We start from the raw sequence: 15,980 nt of genomic DNA, 5'->3' as shown, positions 1-15,980 counted from the left end.
TTTAATGATTCGTTTCGCAAGCGCCAAGCGTTAAAAAGGGAGGACAAGCCTCCCTTTAGGTTTCGCATACTGTATTCAGCTTAGTTTAAAACGATTCAAAGTCACCATCGCTGAAGCGCACCAACACCACGCCACTCACTTCGGATATGGTGGCGTATTGGGTTCCGTTGTTAGTGATGGTTCCAGTCACTTTATCATCGGAGCCTTCCGCCACGGACAGTGTGACGCCATCCTGGTTGGTGACGATGAGTGTCTGCGCGACGGAATCGACGGCCGCATTCAGAGTGACGCCGCCATACTTCAGTTCCAGGGTCGCCTGCCCGGATTCCAGGCCGGTGCGATCCACGATCAGCTTCACGCTGATGGCGTCAGCGACGCCATTGACCGTCACTTTGAATATGAGGGTGGCGTCAGCGTCTACATAGGTCGATCCGTTCTCATCCGTACAGGTTTCTGAGGATGTTCCGCCTGACATAGAGCCCTCGCAGCTCAGGGTTACGCCCGTGGCGTTCGCATTCAGCGCCAGCGATGCGAAAAATGAGTCTGTGGCGTTACTGAACTGACCGCTCAACGTCATCGCAAACGTTCCTGCGGTGTAACTTTCCATCCAACTCTCTTCATAGGTGCTGCTGGTCTGGGTATCCGTCTCGTCGATATCCGCGGAAAACGCCGATAAAGTCGCACTCATCGCCCCAGTGAAAGAAACCGGATTTCCTACTCCTTTCTCAGCCAGCGTCACATTCAGTCCCAAAGACAGATTACTGAGATCCAAATCTTCATCCTGTACGGTCGTAGATGTCCCGCCACTAGCGGTATCATCTTCGTCACTGGTGTAGGACAAAGTGACCATGACGCTACTGCCGTTGTTCACGCTTAGAGATACCGAGCTGGACTCCACGGCGCCCAGAATAGAGAAATTCACTTGCGCGCTGATTGCCTGGGTGGTGTTTGTGCCGCCGGAAATCGGCGTTTCCACTTCATCGCCCACATTGATGGTGGAAAGATCCGTGGCGGTCAACGATACGGCGACGCCTTCAATCGTGGTGTTTACCGTAAATGAAGCCCCGCCGCTCACGATATTAACGGTCACTATCGGAGAGCCATCCGTTGAGCCGTCTTCCGCAAAGGCCATGTAAGACGCCGCGATTTGCTCCAGCGCGATCGCCATGACGTCCAGCACTTCAGAGAGATTGTCATCCGTAGCAAAGGTAGCGGCGGCGATCTGGTCTGCAAACGCCTCTATTGACACCCGATCTGCAGTGCTCAACAGCATGCCGGTTCCCAGATTACGAATCTCCTGCACCATGGCCTTGGCCTGAGCTAATTCCGTCGCGTTGGCGGTATCGCTGGCCTCGCCTTCAGATTCATCAGTGGAGCCGTTGTTCTGCACATCGCTCTCTTCCGCAGTGATGATGGTGATCAGGCCGCCCAGGTCCAAATCGCCAGATTCATCCGCCGCCACTGCGGCGTTCAGAATATCCAAGGTGCTCGCCAAGATTTCCTGCAGCGTCGTCTTTGTCCCATCAGTGTCCGCTTTGTCCGCGATGCCGCCATCAGCGAAATCTTCCGCAAAGGCCGCTACCGCCTGCTCAATACTGAGCCCGGGAGAATCTCCCTGCACCGCCTGCACGATGGCTGCGCTTAGGGTGTTGTATTTGACCCCGCCCTGACCAGCGGCGGCCACCGCCGCCGGATTGGTGATGTCCACTATCGCAATTTTGGTCAGGTCACCCGCCACGCCAAAACGATTCGCCACTTTCGAATTCGCCGCCGTCACCGCCGCCTGGATATCAGACGCGCTGGTGGCGCCGCCCATAGTGATATCTTTCAGCGCCACCTGAGTGGCGACATCGGTCAATACAGTGATATTGACCGATATATTCGATGACCCCGTGGGAACCACTGCATTCAGCGCAAAGCCGCTGTCCGTCAGAGCGTAGTCCTGCCCAAAGGCGACACCGCTTCCGCATCCTCCGCTTAGATCGCAACGCATCAGCGTGCCGGTCGTTGGCGTAATGCGCACGACCACAGGCCCGCTGTAACCGGAACTCAACGTCAAATTGTAAGTTCCATCCGATCCAGTCGTGGTTTGGCCCAAAACGTTGGAGGTGTCCACCGCGCCATTGATCACCGGATAAGCGTGCACAAGGCCGCCGATGATAATGCCTTTCGAAGCCGCGCCACTCAGTGTGACGCTGGTCGAGCCGCCGCTGTCGTCATCACCGCCGCCACCGCCTCCGCCGCATGCAGTCAGAGCGATCGCCAGCATGAGAGGCGTCAGATTGTTCTTGAACCTATCGAATTTGGACATGTTTCCTCCTCGCGATAGCCGTAGCCTGTGAATTTTTCGTTTAACTTCCGCCTGCGTCAGCGCCGGAATCCCCCTTCCAATATGACCAGATTAAATCTGTCTCCGACCCAAATTCGCATAGGACGCAGTATTTAAGTAAAGCACAGCAGACCTGACGGAATGCTTGGCTGGCGGGATAATTCGTGACTATTTGTTACTAGTTTTTGAGGCACTGCGTAAGTGTTTAGCGCTATTGGCATTTTTTGATCTCGGGTGTATATTGATCTGCTCTCTTCAACTCCAACCCCAATGGAGGCCTGGTATCCATGCAAACTAAAAACATTCCTCTCGTCGCCTGACGAAGAACGCTCCAGGCCGGCTGATATTGATCGCGCTCAGGCGCACTACGCGTAACGCACATCATCAGCGACGCCCTTACTGATATTTTTCTGACAGAAACAAATAGGTCTTCGAATCTCCCCGTTTAACACCGGGATTGCGCTCTTTCTGCGCCGCAGGCCAGTTGTAGGCTTATAGCCAGGGTATACAATCAATGAACCACGAATTAAGGTCCCACAATCTGTGGGTGCTTTCATGGCCAATCTTTATTGAAGAAATAACCGGCGGTTTGGTGTTTCTCGCCGACGCCTATTTCCTCAGTCGCATCTCAGATGAAGTCGCCGCCACAGTTGGCGTGCTACTGCCAGTGTTATTGCTGGGGTTCTTCATCATCCCGATGTTCACCACCGCAGGCACCAGCGTCGCTTCGCAATACATGGGCGCGAAGCAAACGCAGCATATCTTGCCGACCTACATGGCGAACATCGGCATCAGCAGTCTGCTTGGGCTGCTGATGTTTATCGTCAGCTTCATTTACGCCGACCGCGTCGGCTTGTGGCTGGGCATGACGCCGGAGTTGAACGCACATTCAGAGACTTATCTTCTGGCGGTGTCGTTCAGCTTCTTCTGCATCGCTGTGCGTTTCTCCTACGCATCTATTCTGGCGTCGCGGGGCATGACCCACTGGAACATGGCCACTGCGCTGGCCACCAACGCGCTCAATGTGATTTTGAACGCAGCGTTCTTCCTGGGTTGGTTCGGGCTGCCCAAGATGGGCTTGCTGGGCATCGCCATGGCGACGTCGATTTCCTTCGCCGTGGGCGCGCTGCTGGTAATGTGGGTGGTGCATGGTCCGATGAAGATCCGTTTCCGTTTCAAAGGCATGTCCGGCCCGATTCGCCGCGTAATGCGTCCGATTCTGAAAATCGGCATTCCGTCGGCGATGGAGCCGTTCAGCTACACCGTGCAGCAGATAGTTGTATCCATGGCGGTGATCAGTCTGGGGCTGGAGGCGATGGGCGCCAACACCTATGTGTTGCGGGTGCTGGTGGTGGAAATCACCTTCGCCTTCGCCCTGGGCGCCGGCAGCCAGATTCTGATGGCGCACTTCATGGGCGCTGAAAACTTCAAAGAGGTGAACCGCATCTTCTGGAAGTCAGTGGCCTACGCATCCGGCTTCGCTTTCATCAACATGCTGATGTTTGTATGGATCTACGACAGCCTGCTGACCCTATTCACGGATAATCAGCAGATTATCGAGCTTAGCAAGTGGATGCTGGCGGCCTGCATCATCATGGAACCAGCGCGAGCGGTGAACATTATCGCCGGCATGGGCCTGAAAGGGGTGGGCGACGCCCGCTTCTCCGCCGTCAACAGCATGATCTTCATGTGGGCGGTGATTCCTTTCGTGTTCTGGGTCGGGCTCGATCTGGGCTACGGCATGCTGGGCGTGTGGATGTGCTTTGTCGTGGATGAATCCCTGCGGGCGGTCATCAACCTGTGGCGCTGGCGCACCGGTAAGTGGCGCAGCAAAGGCATCCGCCACGACAATGACGAAGGCGGCTTAGCGGAAGTTCCCGCCTGATGCGCCTCTCTTGATAAAGAAAAGCCCGGGAAACCGGGCTTTTTTTGGGGCGCGCATCCCTGTCGCGCCTTGCTCAGATAGTCATATCAGGTAAATAGCTGCGCAGGGCTTACTTCACCAGCCGAACGTTATCCACCTGGAAATGCACATTGCGCATTTCTGAATCCCACACTGGCAGAATCTCCAGAACCGAAGTCACTTCCGCAGTGTTAAGGCCATCATAGTCCGCAAAGTTAATCTCCACCGGATGCCAGACATTCAGCGCGGCGGAGCTGTCCAGAATAGCGATATCACCCGTGCCGCAATCCGCGCCGCAATTCACTTTCGCCATCAATCCAGTAGATGCGGCGAAATCGATGACTTTTACATCGAAAGTGAGTTTGCTCAGGGCGGAAACGTTTAGCGGCTTGGCCGACTTGAACAGCACAACGCCTTTCGCTGCATGCTCCGCCGCCGGAGCGCCGTATTGCGCATCCACAACGGTTCCCGCGCCGTCAGCAAGCGCCGCGTCGAGAGTCACGAAGCTGGCGTCTTCCTGATAGGGGTCCCAGGAGGAGACCGCCCACACGCCGGGCTGAGCGAACAATTCGGTGTCCGTCACGCCATCCGTATACACATCCGTGGTTTCCGTCAGCGCGACATTTTCCTGCGCGAAGCTGCTGCAATCCGGCGTGTCCGCAGCGGTATTCGGCTCCCAGCGGATATTTTCCAGAGACAGATCCATGGCGCCGCCAGAGTAAAGCAGGAACGGCGTATTGACGTTGCTGAAGTCGAGGCCGTCGTCCACAAAGCACTGGAAAGGAATGCTCACTTCCGTCCATTCACCCACCGGCAGGCCGCGCATAAAGTCGCCAACCGCTACTTCACCCAGACAGGGGTAAACGCAATGCAACGAGAGATTAACGTCGCCAGCAGGCGCTTCATTCACTTTAACCCGGAATTTCACCGACGTTTTTGAGTTGTAGTAAGGCGTCAGATCCTTGCCTTTGTTGTCTTCCGTGGCCTGCATGTAGATCTGGCCCACATCCGACCATTTCACCCGCTTGGCGCTGAACTGAATGGCGCCGTCTTCGGTGGAGACGCTCACTTCATTTCCTTCCAGCGCCGTGGTCACCGCCGGGTCCATGCTGACAGGCGTTCCGCCCCAATTGGAAGGGCCGCCAATGCGCATGACCCAGTCGCCCTGATTCTGTCCGCTGGTGAACAGATCAAGATTCACGTTGGTGGTTCCGCCATCGCCGGGATCGCTCTGATCGCAGCCAAAGGCCTGGCTTGCCTCGCTCAGATCGTCGCCCAGACTGTCGGCGTCCTGATAGCTCAGTCCGTAGCCGTAGGCGAACAGCGCATCACTGGCGTCGCCTTTATTCAACGGCGTGTGACAGGGCGAGTTTGGCCAGGAGTAAGACAACTTACCAACGAAATCGTTGTTGACGCCGCCGTCCGCTTTGGCGAACAGCACATCCGCTACACCCTCGCCTTCGCTGCCCGGCAACCAGGCGGCGACAAAGGCGTTGGAGCGGTTCAGCTCTTTATTCACATACAACGGACGCCCGGACAGGAAGACCGTCACCACCGGCACGCCGGCGTTGCGGATAGCTTCCAGCACCGCCAGATCCTGCGCATAATTGCGGGCATGCTCCAGCGTCTTGGCGCCTTCAAGATCGCCGACGCCTTCCGCATAGGGCGTTTCCCCGATCACGACAATCGCTGCGTCATGCAGGTTAGGGTCAGCGTCGCCGCCGTCCGCATCATAGGTCACATTGGAAGCGACATCCTGAATGCCTTTCAGGATGGACGTCGCGCCGGGAAAGTCCTCGGCTTCATTAAGGCCGGTCCCCTGCCAGGAAATGGTCCAGCCGCCGCTTTGATTGGACAGACTGTCCGCGGATTTGCCCGCCACCAGAATCCGGGCGTCCCGGCTCAGAGGCAGGATGCCGTTTTTATTCTTCAACAGCACCAGCGACTTACGCACCGCTTCCCGCGCCAGTTCCCTGTGTTCGCTGGAGCCCAGCACTTCCACTTTCCCCGCCAGAGCGCGCTGGGAGGGCTTGGGCTTATCAAAAAGACCTGCGCGCAGTTTGACCCGCAGAATGCGCGCCACGGCGTCATCAATGCGCGACATCTCAATGGCGCCGGCGTTTACGGAGTCGATGGTGTTTTGATAGAACGCCTTCCAGTCGGTTTTGTAAGGCACCATAAACAAATCTATGCCCGCGTTGACCGCCTGCGGACAGTTGCTTTCCGTGCAGCCATCCACCTGACCAATGCCGTTCCAGTCGGACACGATCAGACCATCAAAGCCCATCTTGCCTTTCAGCACATCGGTCAGCAGGTCCTTTCTGCCGTGCAGCTTCTCACCCTGCCAGCTGTTGAAAGACGCCATCACCGTCTGAGCGCCAGCGCGCAGGGCGGAGTAATAACCCTGGCCGTGCAGGTTAATCAGCGTATTCTGGTCCACCAGGTTGTCGCCCTGATCATTCCCCTTGTCCGTGCCGCCGTCGCCAATAAAGTGCTTGGCGGTGGCCACCACATGCGACTGATCGAAATTACCCTGCAGGCCCTCCACCATAGCGGCGCCGTAATTAAAGATAATCTCGCCATCCTCGGAGTAACCCTCATAGGTGCGCCCCCAGCGATCATCCCGCACCACGGCGAGCGTCGGCGCAAAGGTCCAGTCAATGCCTGTCACCGCCACTTCTTCCGCCGTCGCCGCGCCGATTCTGCGAATCAGATCCTTATCTCGCGCCGCGCCCAAGCCAATGTTGTGGGGAAACAGGGTCGCGCCCACCAGGTTGCTGTGACCGTGCACCGCGTCCGTCCCCCAGATAATGGGGATGGCGGCGTTACCGTCGCTCTCATCCATGGAGGCTTCCCACAACGCATCGGCGATATCCAGCCATTCCTGCACCGTCGCATGCTTTTTCGTGCCCGGCCAGGAACCGCCGCCGTTCAGCACGGAGCCGATGTGGTACTGTTTTACTTCTTCCGGGGTCAGATGCTGCAGCTCCGGCTGGATCATCTGTCCGATTTTTTCTTCCAGAGACATGGTCGCCATGATCTCGACGATCTTGGATTCTATCTGCGGGTCTTTGGCGATGGCGCTTTGAATAGCCGGCCAATCGCTGAAGGTATTGATGTAATCAACGCCGGCTACCGGGTCAGGCGTTCCCGGCCCATCTTTACCGTCGTTATCGTTGGAATCACTGCTGCACGCCGTCAGCGCCGCGACAATCATCATGGTCGACAGCGCCTTCAGCTTGAGGCGTCTGGATACGTACATGTGGTCACCTTTTTATATTTAGCGGTAGTGGACCGAAATTTTATGAAAGCGCTTTCATTTCAAAACCAATAAATCCGGCTCAATTTCCTGATACGTGATAGTTTGCTGAGTATCCCGACCTGAACAACGGACGATTACTAACGAAAACCAGGGAATTAGCCGGCTTTTTCGACGCTATGCGGTAAATGCACCGCAAAACAGCTCGCGCAAAAATGAAAGCGATTTCATAAATTGCCCTAATTCAGGCGTTATTGTCAATAGAACGCAATAACGCCGAAGCGGGGTTTTAAGATGCTGAGGAGTTTTTGGGAGGGGCGACGGAATCGCGCAACACCAGTTCCGGCTCAAACATGGGGGCCGGCTGCGTCCGGCGTTCGCCCTGAATGGATTGAATCGCCAGCGCCGCAGCGCGTTTACCCATGGCGTTCACCGGCTGACGCACGGTGGTCAGGGCCGGATACAGCAACGAGGCGTATTCCACGTCATCGAAGCCAACCAGGGAAATCTCTTCAGGAACGCTCAACTTGGCTTCGCGCAACGCCTTCATAGCGCCAGCGGCCATCTGATCGTTACAGGCGAATATGGCGGTGAAGTCGCGGCTGCGCTTCAATAAGCGCTGAGTAGCGACATATCCGCCCTCCACGGTGAAGTCGCCTTCCACCACCAAGTCCTTGTCATAGCGCATACCCAGATTTTCCAGCGAGCGACGATAGCCGGACAGACGCGCGCGTCCTTCCTCATTGCCTAACGGTCCACTGATACAGGCGATGCGGCGATGCCCTATGGACGCCAGATACTCCACCACCAGATGACTGCCCTGCTCGTTGTCGACGATGACGCATTCGCCAGCCAATTCAGGCACATAGCGGTTCAACAACACCAGCGGCGGAGATTTTTCCTTCAGGCTGATCAACTCTTCATCCGTCAGGCAGTACGGAAACAGAATGATGGCGTCGCAACGGCGGCCAGCCAGCATGTCGATGGTTTCCTTGATCTCGTCGGATGAGTAATTCTCTACGGAAATGATGAGGTTATAGCCGGATTCGCGCAAAGCGCGCTCCAGACTGGAAATAAGGGGACCGAAGAATACGCCAAGCAGATCCGTCACCACCAGACCGATATTATTAGAACGGTTGGTGACCAGTCCCTGAGCGAATGAATTGGGTCGATACCCCAGATCCTTCATGGCTTTAAATACCCGCTTACGGGTGCTTTCCTTAACGGGAGCCGTGTTGTTAATCACACGGGAGACTGTGGATATCGAGACCTTCGCACGGTCGGAGACTTCTTTTATTGTAATCATTCGGAGGACGGGCACCTTGCTTAAGGGGAAACGCTTTCAGAGCCGGCCATCATGGGAGAAGCGGGCAATGCATGTCAACTAGGCGATAGCCTAACAAGCTCCCTTGCAGCCCGCGCCTGCAGGCATAGCCACAACGGGAGTCTGCAGGAAGTTATGCGACAGTATGGGAAATTTGTCAATTCAGACGAAACACCACCGGCACCACGATGGTTTCCCGGTCGAGTCCATCCGCCGCCGCCAGACGCCAACCGGAGAGGGTTTTCAGCGCCTGCTTGTCGAGCACGGTGTAGCCGCTAGAGCGCTTGATGGAGACTTTCACGGGATTCCCCAATGCGTCCACCAACAGCTCCACCATGACAGTGCCCTGCCAGCCGCGCCGGGTGGCGAGGCCAGGATACTCAGGCTTCGGCGTATTGGCTTCGCCCAACTGATATCTGGGCTCCGAGGGCGCACTGACCGCCACAGGCGCAGAGACGGGCGCGGCGGCCACGGCTGGCGTCGGAACCGCCTGAGCGGGCTTGCTCACAGCGGGTGTGACCTGAGACTTCGCCGTTGCAGTTTGTGAAACAGGTTGCGGAACAGGTTTGTGCGCCGCCTGCGTTGGTTTAGGGGTTTTCTCTTTTACGACAGGTTTGTTTGCTGGAACCGGTTTTGGCTTGGGAGCGGGCGTCTCCACCGGCTTAAGCGCCACTTTGGGCTTCTGTGACACGGGTTCTGGCATGTCAGCGGGTTGAGGTTGTGGCGCTGACTTTAGAACTGGCTGCGGAGTCGGTTTCGGTTCCACAGGTTGAGATTGAGGTTGAGCCGGCGCTACGGAAACTGGCGTTGGCGCCGCCGGGGCCTGAATAGCCACGGTCATCGTGGTCGATTTCAACCGATCTCTAGTTGGCTGAGGGGAATTGAAATACAGCACCAACGCCAAATGCGCCGCCAGGGAGGCGACCAAGGCCATCCATAGTAATGGCGGGTATTTAGCGTTGCTGACGTCCGTGCTCACTTCAGACTCCAGGGCAGCAGATAAGGCTGTTCCTCATGTCGCCCCCGCACCACCGAGACGCCGAACGCCTGCTGGATGCGCTCATCACTCAAAACCTCGTTAGTGTCGCCCGCAACCAGGGTTCCGTCCGGCATCGCCAGCATCGCTTGTCCGCAAAACCGCAGCGCCAGGGTCAGATCGTGCAGCACTACAACGCCGATCCGGCCACTTCCAGCCCAATCCTGCAAATGGCTCATCACCTGAATCTGGTGCTGAGGGTCCAGACCCGCCACCGGTTCATCCGCCATCAATACGGGAGCGTCAACCGCCAGCGCACGCGCCAGCATCACCCTGGCGCGCTCGCCGCCGGATAAGCGGGTGACGGTGCGCTGCGCCAAATGCGTGACATCCGCTTGTCGCATGGCGTTCTGAATCAGGGCCTGATCTTGCGCGCTTAATTTGCTGCGATGGGTTTGCGCTGGAAAGCGGCCCAGACTGACCAGGGTTTCTACGCTCAAAGGCCAATGACAATCGGTATCCTGATCCAGATAAGAGATATGCTGCGCGCGCTGTTTCGGCGCCATGTCACACAGATCCTGACCTTGCAACCGCATGGCGCCGGATAACTTGGGGATCAGACCGACGATGGTTTTCAACAGGGTGGACTTGCCGGCGCCGTTGCTGCCCAGTATCGCTGTCAGTTGTCCAGATGGAAGACGGAAACTGACATCGGATAGAACCGGAGCGCCGGGATAACCCACCTGCAATCCGCTTAGCTCCAGGCTCAGCGCGTCGCTCATACCAACGCCTCCGCTTTACGCAGGTGACGCAGCAGCCACAGGAAAAACGGCCCGCCCAACAGCGCCGTAATGACGCCGACTCGCAACTCCGGTCCCGGCGGCAGACAGCGCACAGCAATATCAGTCAACAACATCAGGCTGGCGCCCGCCAAGGCGCTGGGAAGCAGTAATCGACCGGGCCGCCACTCGGTAAACGGCCGCAGCATGTGGGGCACCACCAGCCCCACGAAACCAATAACGCCGCTCACCGCTACACTGGCGCCGACCGCCAACGCTACTCCCAGGCCCGCCACCCATTGCACTTTCTGCAGACGCACCCCCATGGAGCGGGCGGTGTTTTCCCCCAGCGACAGGACATCCAGGGAACGCGACACGCTGAACAGCAACGCCATCCCCAGCAGCGCAGGCGGCGCCGCCAAATAAAAGTGCTGCAGAGTGCGATGTTCGAATGAACCCATCAGCCAGAACAGAATGTCCTGCACCGCAAAGGGATTCGGTGCCATATTTAACGCCAGCGCCGTCAACGCTGAACTGAACGAATTAATCGCGGCTCCGGCGAGGATGATCATCACGATGCCCGCTTCCGATCCTACAATCATTACCAGCGCCAGCAGTCCCAGCATGGCGCCGATAATGCCCGCCACGGGCGTAAACAGGCCGCTGGCGGAAAAGCCGAAGTAGATGGCGCACACCGAACTCAGCGCCGCCGTGGAGGAAACCCCCAGTACGCCGGCGTCCGCCAGCGGATTGCGCAACAGTCCCTGCAACACGGCGCCGGATAGCGCCAATACGGTTCCGCATAACAGCGCCAATAGTGTCCGCGGCAGACGGATTTCCCATAGAATCAATTGGGTTTCCAGATCCCACCCCGGCCAGCTCACCCCGGTCACCCGGCCGGTGCACAGAGACAAACCGATCAAAAAGGCGAGCGACAGGCTCAGAATCAGGAGCAAACGGTTATAAGTCATCTGCAGTCTCCGACCCTGACGCTTTACGCTCTTGCGCCAATATGTGATCCGCTACCTTTTGGGCCGCCAGCGTCATGGCGGGCGTTCCGCAGGAGAGCCAGTCGGCCGGGATATACAGGGGCTCGAAACGGGAAGGACGGCGCTTCAATAAAGGGTGCTCCACCCAATTCGTCGCCAACGCTTCGCTGTCATAGCTGTTGCTGACCATCAGCAACAAATCCGGCCGCCAGCGCACCAGCGTCTCCAGATCCACTTGCCCCCAGCCTTGCACGCCCTGTTCGCTCGCCACGTTAATCACGCCGATGGCGTCCAGGAAGGCGTCCTGGAAATTACTCTCGCCAGCGATCCAGCCATTGGCGTTCAGAATCAGCGCTCTGACTTGTTTATCCGCAATCTTCCCGTGAACCTCAGCGAAATAGGCCCTCAGCCCGCTAACGATACTGCCCGCCTGCTCCGGTTTGCGCACCGCTTCGCCCATCAGGCTCCAGCTTGACGCCAAATCATCGAGAGATTGCGGCAACGGAATCTCCACCCAACGCATATTAAACTTCCGCACCAGCGGCTTAAGCGAGGACGCGCCATACTGGCCCGCCATCACGATATCCGGCCGGAGTTCCAGCACTTGCTCGATAAAACCAAAGTTGGCGGGAATGTCACGCAAGGTCGGTGCAATTTCCAGCTCAGAGGGCTGATGGCTGAGCCAGGTGACCGACACCAGATTTTCCGGGGCGAGATACCCCATCATTTGGTCAACGCACTGATTGACCGACATGACCGTGGGCTCAGCGGCGCGCGCATCGCCCCCGTTGACGGAAAGTGTGAAAGTAAGCGCTGATAGCAATCCCAGGGCCCGAAAAGCCTTAACCAACATGCAGATGCCGCCTTGAATCGATGCGAGGTGCGAATCCGGCGTAAATTCCCCGTTTACGGTCGGAAAAAACAGGCTCCGAATGGGAGTCGAACAATGGCAGGTCTCCTGGCTTGCGTTTCGTAGTCCTGTCCCGCCTTCCCGAACATGGAGACAATCTCCACCCAGTGGCCTTTGATAACGTCGCGATAAGGAGGGGCGGCGTTATCCGGGACGAACTCTTCGCTCACAGTTGCGGGGACAGCTCCGGCTGATCGAACGCGCATAAAGCCGCGCCCACCGGATTCCCATTTAATCCTGCTCTCATCGAAAATGATCGAACTTTGAGCAACTGGAACCATTGCGGCCCACATTATCATGAATTGATCATTTTAAGTCCAGAAAGCCGCTGAGGGGCGCTGGACCTGCCTGCAAGATTGTGTCAGTTTTACGCTCCCGTAATTACCGACAAGAATAAGACTGTATGACCGACGCGCCCTTGTCCCGCCATGGACTCATTCTGAAACGTCTGCTGTTCCTCGTGTTCATGTATGCCGGACTGGCCTATGGCTTGAGCCTGTTGGAATATACCGTCTTCAATCTGACCGGCTGGTCGCCTGTGAGCATCGAACGCAGTGTCGAACTGCACAGCCGGGAAGAGGTAAAAAAGGAGTTCGATCTTTGCGGCGGCCCGCTATTCGCCGCCAACGCCGTGGTCAGCGCCCGGGAAGGCGATCGCCTGCTCGCCCGCTGCGGACGCTTCTGGCCTTTCTATCGTTACACCATTGAAGCCACCGCCCACCCATTGCTGCCGGGCTCTTTTATCCTGTATCCGGACGAAGCGCCGGCGGCCGTTACGGCGCGAGAGAATTTCATCATCAATATGCAGGTGATCAACGGCGGCTTCGCCCTGGTGGCGCTATTTGTGATTGGTTTGAGCTGTTTTGCAGGTTATCGCTTTCTTTTCAAGAAGGACGAAGAAGCCGGCTACAAGACCGCTTTTCACGGCTTTATCAGCAGCTTTCTGATGCTCGCCTGTTATAGCGGCGTCATGTTCTTCATTGATCCCACGTTCAGCTTCGGCTGGTAATCCCGCTTAGCCTGCGCGCAACCAAACGCCCAACTGGCGGATCGCGTCTTCCGCCTCCGCCGTCCAGGGCGCCGCGCAATTGAGCCGCAGGCAATGTCTGTACTTGTCGCCGTCGCCGCTGAACAGGGTTCCCGGCGCAATGCTCACGCCAGCGGCCAGCGCTTTGCGATACAACGCGACCGTATCGCAGTCCTCCTCCAGCTCCACCCATAACACAAACCCACCCGCTGGCTGCGATACTCGCACTCCAGTAGGAAAATGCCGCAGCACCGCCGTCGTCATACGCTCCACGTGCACCGCGAACTCATGGCGCATACGTCGCAGATGGCGGTCGAAATCCGCTTGCGCCAAATAATGCGCCACCGCCATCTGCGGCAAGCTTGGGCAGGCCAGGGTGCTGGCGAATTTCAGGTAACCGACCCGCGTCCGCCAGCGCCCCGGCGCCATCCATCCCACCCGCAAACCGGGGGCGATTGATTTGGAAAACGACGAGCAATACAGCACGCCGCCGGCGCGGTCATAACTCTTCGCCGCTCGCGGCCGCAGGCCGGAAAAGCCCAACTCGCCGTATATGTCATTTTCGATCAAGGGCACGCCCCAGACTTCCAGCAAACGCACCAGTTGCTCCTTGCGCTCATCCGGCATCAGACACCCCAGGGGATTGCTAAAGTTGGGCATCGCCACGCAGGCTTTGACCGGCCATTGCTCCAACGCCAGTTGCAGCGCCTCCAGGCTGAGTCCGCTTTTCGGGTCGGCGGGAATTTCCAGCGCCTTTAGTCCCAAGGCATCAATGACTTGCAGCAATCCAAAGTACGTTGGCGACTCCACCGCCACCACATCTCCCGGCTGTGTCACCGCCCTCAACGCCAGAGTCAGCGCTTCATGACAGCCATTGGTAATAAGAATGTCGTCCGGCTCCAGATCGCACCAAGCGTCCTTCATGCGTTGCGCAATGGCCTCGCGCAAACGCAACGCGCCAGGAGGAAAACTATACGCTTCAATCTCTTCACTGGGCCCGCGCAATGCCGCCCGGAATGCTTTTTCCATCGCCGCCGCCGGCAAGAACTGCGTCGCCGGCGCCGCCATGGCGAAATTCATACCCTTGGAAGATTGGGTCGCCTGCACCAGGCTCATGATGGTCTGCTGCGTGTCCACCAGGGTTGGCGCGCCTTCAAATCCGGTCACCTTGGGCAACGCCGCCTCCAGTTCGGCCAATCCATTCTGATTGCGACGGCGCACGTAATAACCGGATCGCGGCCGCGCCTCCACCCAACCCTGCCTCTCTAGCAGACGTTGCGCCGCCATGATGGTGGACACGCTGACGCTGAAGTGCTCCACCAGATCACGGGTGCCCGGTATACGCTCTCCCACCCCGTACATGCCCTGACGGATGCGTCCCGCCACAGCGTCAGCTACTTCTTCATATCGCTTTTTGCTCATGCCAATCGCCGCCTCATTCATACATAAACAAGTACAGTTCTTCATCGATATATCAGTACAGTGAGCGAAAATGAAAAACTGTATCGATATATATAAATTTTTCTTGGCCTATATCGCAATCTTTCGTCTGTTTATTGTTGATGTTTTTCCCCATCAACCTGATCAAGCAGGAGAAAGACTATGCAAACCGCCGCCCCCACACCGTATTGCTGGCTGAACGGAGCCATCGTTCCCGCAGCGGAAGCCGCGATTTCCGTCTACGATCACGGCTTGCTCTATGGGGACGGCGTCTTTGAGGGACTGCGTTTCTATCAACGTACGCCCTTTCGCATTGAGCGACATCTGCAGCGTCTGCAAGACTCCGCCGCCGCGTTGGGAATCACCCTGCCTTATGACGCCGACGCCTTACGCGAAGGAATCAGCGCGTTGATAAGCCGTTATGACGGCGAGAGCGGTTATCTGCGTTTGGTGGTGACCCGCGGCCCCGGCAACCTGGGGTTGAATCCGCGTAACTGTGCGACGCCGAATGTGTTCATTCTGGCGGATCAGCTCAGCATGGCCTCCAGCGAGGCGCAGGAGAAGGGGCTCAAACTGATTATCGCCTGCGTACGCCGCACCGTAGGAGCGGGATTGGACCCCAGAGTGAAAAGCCTCAACTACCTGACCTCGATCCTGGCCCGTATGGAAGCCAATGTCGCCGGCGCCGATGAAGCCTTGTTGCTGAACGAACGCGGTCAGGTGGCGGAAGCGTCGGCGGAAAACCTGTTCATCGTCCGCCAGAGTCGCCTGCTGACGCCGCCAACCAGCGACGGCGCGCTGGCGGGAGTAACCCGCTCGGTAATCATTGAGCTGGCTCAGGCCAACAACATACCTGTCAGTGAGCGCACGCTCACTCCCTACGACCTGTATACGGCGGAGGAATGCTTCCTGACCGGCAGCGGCGCAGGACTCTTACCCGTCGCGGAGGTGGACGGACGCCCCCTCCGCACATCGCCCGGCGAGGTTCTGCAACGCCTGCGTCAGGCTTTCGCCGCCTTGATAGCGCAAGAGTGCAGCGCTTAA

The 15,980-nt window shown here is 57.6% G+C and carries 11 protein-coding genes and 1 riboswitch; of the genes, 3 read left to right on the top strand and 8 right to left on the bottom strand.

Annotated features, from left to right (window positions below):
- Positions 1-85: 85 nt before the first annotated feature.
- Complete coding sequence (locus tag ONV78_RS02970; protein WP_279500975.1) at positions 86-2,311, bottom strand: hypothetical protein; 2,226 nt, start codon at positions 2,309-2,311, stop codon at positions 86-88.
- Between the two features lie 532 nt (positions 2,312-2,843).
- Here ONV78_RS02970 and ONV78_RS02965 point away from each other — a divergent pair.
- Positions 2,844-4,214 (top strand): MATE family efflux transporter, encoded by a 1,371-nt coding sequence (locus ONV78_RS02965; protein WP_279500973.1) that lies wholly within the window; start codon positions 2,844-2,846, stop codon positions 4,212-4,214.
- 109 nt (positions 4,215-4,323) lie between these two features.
- Here the strand turns inward: ONV78_RS02965 and ONV78_RS02960 are convergent, their stop codons facing one another.
- From ONV78_RS02960 to ONV78_RS02935, 6 genes are all read right to left on the bottom strand, one after another.
- A complete protein-coding gene (locus ONV78_RS02960; RefSeq protein WP_279500972.1) occupies positions 4,324-7,494 on the bottom strand; it encodes a glycoside hydrolase family 3 protein in 3,171 nt (1,056 codons plus the stop codon).
- Between the two features lie 286 nt (positions 7,495-7,780).
- Complete coding sequence (locus ONV78_RS02955; RefSeq protein ID WP_279500970.1) at positions 7,781-8,797, bottom strand: LacI family DNA-binding transcriptional regulator; 1,017 nt, start codon at positions 8,795-8,797, stop codon at positions 7,781-7,783.
- Positions 8,798-8,972: 175 nt separating this feature from the next.
- A complete protein-coding gene (locus ONV78_RS02950) occupies positions 8,973-9,794 on the bottom strand; it encodes an energy transducer TonB (protein ID WP_279500969.1) in 822 nt (273 codons plus the stop codon).
- The gene (locus tag ONV78_RS02945) at positions 9,791-10,573 is read right to left on the bottom strand and encodes an ABC transporter ATP-binding protein (protein WP_279500965.1); all 783 of its coding nucleotides are present in this window, start codon (positions 10,571-10,573) and stop codon (positions 9,791-9,793) included. Before ONV78_RS02945 ends, ONV78_RS02950 begins: the two co-directional genes overlap by 4 nt.
- Entirely contained in the window at positions 10,570-11,541 is a 972-nt protein-coding gene (locus ONV78_RS02940; protein WP_279500963.1) for an iron ABC transporter permease, read from the bottom strand. The genes ONV78_RS02945 and ONV78_RS02940 overlap by 4 nt, the downstream gene beginning before the upstream one ends.
- The gene (locus ONV78_RS02935) at positions 11,531-12,412 is read right to left on the bottom strand and encodes an ABC transporter substrate-binding protein (RefSeq protein ID WP_279500962.1); all 882 of its coding nucleotides are present in this window, start codon (positions 12,410-12,412) and stop codon (positions 11,531-11,533) included. The genes ONV78_RS02940 and ONV78_RS02935 overlap by 11 nt, the downstream gene beginning before the upstream one ends.
- A gap of 77 nt (positions 12,413-12,489) precedes the next feature.
- Positions 12,490-12,766: riboswitch (cobalamin riboswitch) on the bottom strand.
- Between the two features lie 106 nt (positions 12,767-12,872).
- Between ONV78_RS02935 and ONV78_RS02930 the strand changes: the two genes are divergently transcribed.
- Positions 12,873-13,478, top strand: coding sequence for a hypothetical protein (locus tag ONV78_RS02930; RefSeq protein WP_279500960.1), 606 nt, complete (start codon positions 12,873-12,875; stop codon positions 13,476-13,478).
- A gap of 6 nt (positions 13,479-13,484) precedes the next feature.
- On the opposite strand, the gene ONV78_RS02925 is transcribed toward ONV78_RS02930, so the two are convergent.
- Complete coding sequence (locus tag ONV78_RS02925; protein WP_279500959.1) at positions 13,485-14,918, bottom strand: PLP-dependent aminotransferase family protein; 1,434 nt, start codon at positions 14,916-14,918, stop codon at positions 13,485-13,487.
- A 180-nt stretch (positions 14,919-15,098) separates the two neighbouring features.
- On the opposite strand from ONV78_RS02925, the gene ilvE reads away from it, so the two are divergent.
- Positions 15,099-15,980, top strand: coding sequence for a branched-chain-amino-acid transaminase (gene ilvE / locus ONV78_RS02920; protein WP_279500958.1), 882 nt, complete (start codon positions 15,099-15,101; stop codon positions 15,978-15,980).

It is taken from the genome of Hahella sp. CR1 (assembly GCF_029813005.1).
In the GTDB taxonomy this organism is placed as follows: Bacteria; Pseudomonadota; Gammaproteobacteria; order Pseudomonadales; family Oleiphilaceae; genus Hahella.
The sequence above is the reverse complement of the archived record's forward strand: the minus strand, read 5'-3'. Positions and strand labels throughout refer to the sequence as shown.

Excerpts from the sequence above, each read along its gene's own strand:
- ONV78_RS02955 (WP_279500970.1), bottom strand. The coding sequence starts at position 8,797 with ATGATTACAATAAAAGAAGTCTCCGACCGTGCGAAGGTCTCGATATCC.
- ONV78_RS02940 (WP_279500963.1), bottom strand. The coding sequence starts at position 11,541 with ATGACTTATAACCGTTTGCTCCTGATTCTGAGCCTGTCGCTCGCCTTT.
- ONV78_RS02945 (WP_279500965.1), bottom strand. The coding sequence starts at position 10,573 with ATGAGCGACGCGCTGAGCCTGGAGCTAAGCGGATTGCAGGTGGGTTAT.
- ONV78_RS02960 (WP_279500972.1), bottom strand. The coding sequence starts at position 7,494 with ATGTACGTATCCAGACGCCTCAAGCTGAAGGCGCTGTCGACCATGATG.
- ONV78_RS02970 (WP_279500975.1), bottom strand. The coding sequence starts at position 2,311 with ATGTCCAAATTCGATAGGTTCAAGAACAATCTGACGCCTCTCATGCTG.
- ONV78_RS02930 (WP_279500960.1), top strand. The coding sequence starts at position 12,873 with ATGACCGACGCGCCCTTGTCCCGCCATGGACTCATTCTGAAACGTCTG.
- ONV78_RS02935 (WP_279500962.1), bottom strand. The coding sequence starts at position 12,412 with ATGTTGGTTAAGGCTTTTCGGGCCCTGGGATTGCTATCAGCGCTTACT.
- ilvE (WP_279500958.1), top strand. The coding sequence starts at position 15,099 with ATGCAAACCGCCGCCCCCACACCGTATTGCTGGCTGAACGGAGCCATC.
- ONV78_RS02925 (WP_279500959.1), bottom strand. The coding sequence starts at position 14,918 with ATGAGCAAAAAGCGATATGAAGAAGTAGCTGACGCTGTGGCGGGACGC.
- ONV78_RS02965 (WP_279500973.1), top strand. The coding sequence starts at position 2,844 with ATGAACCACGAATTAAGGTCCCACAATCTGTGGGTGCTTTCATGGCCA.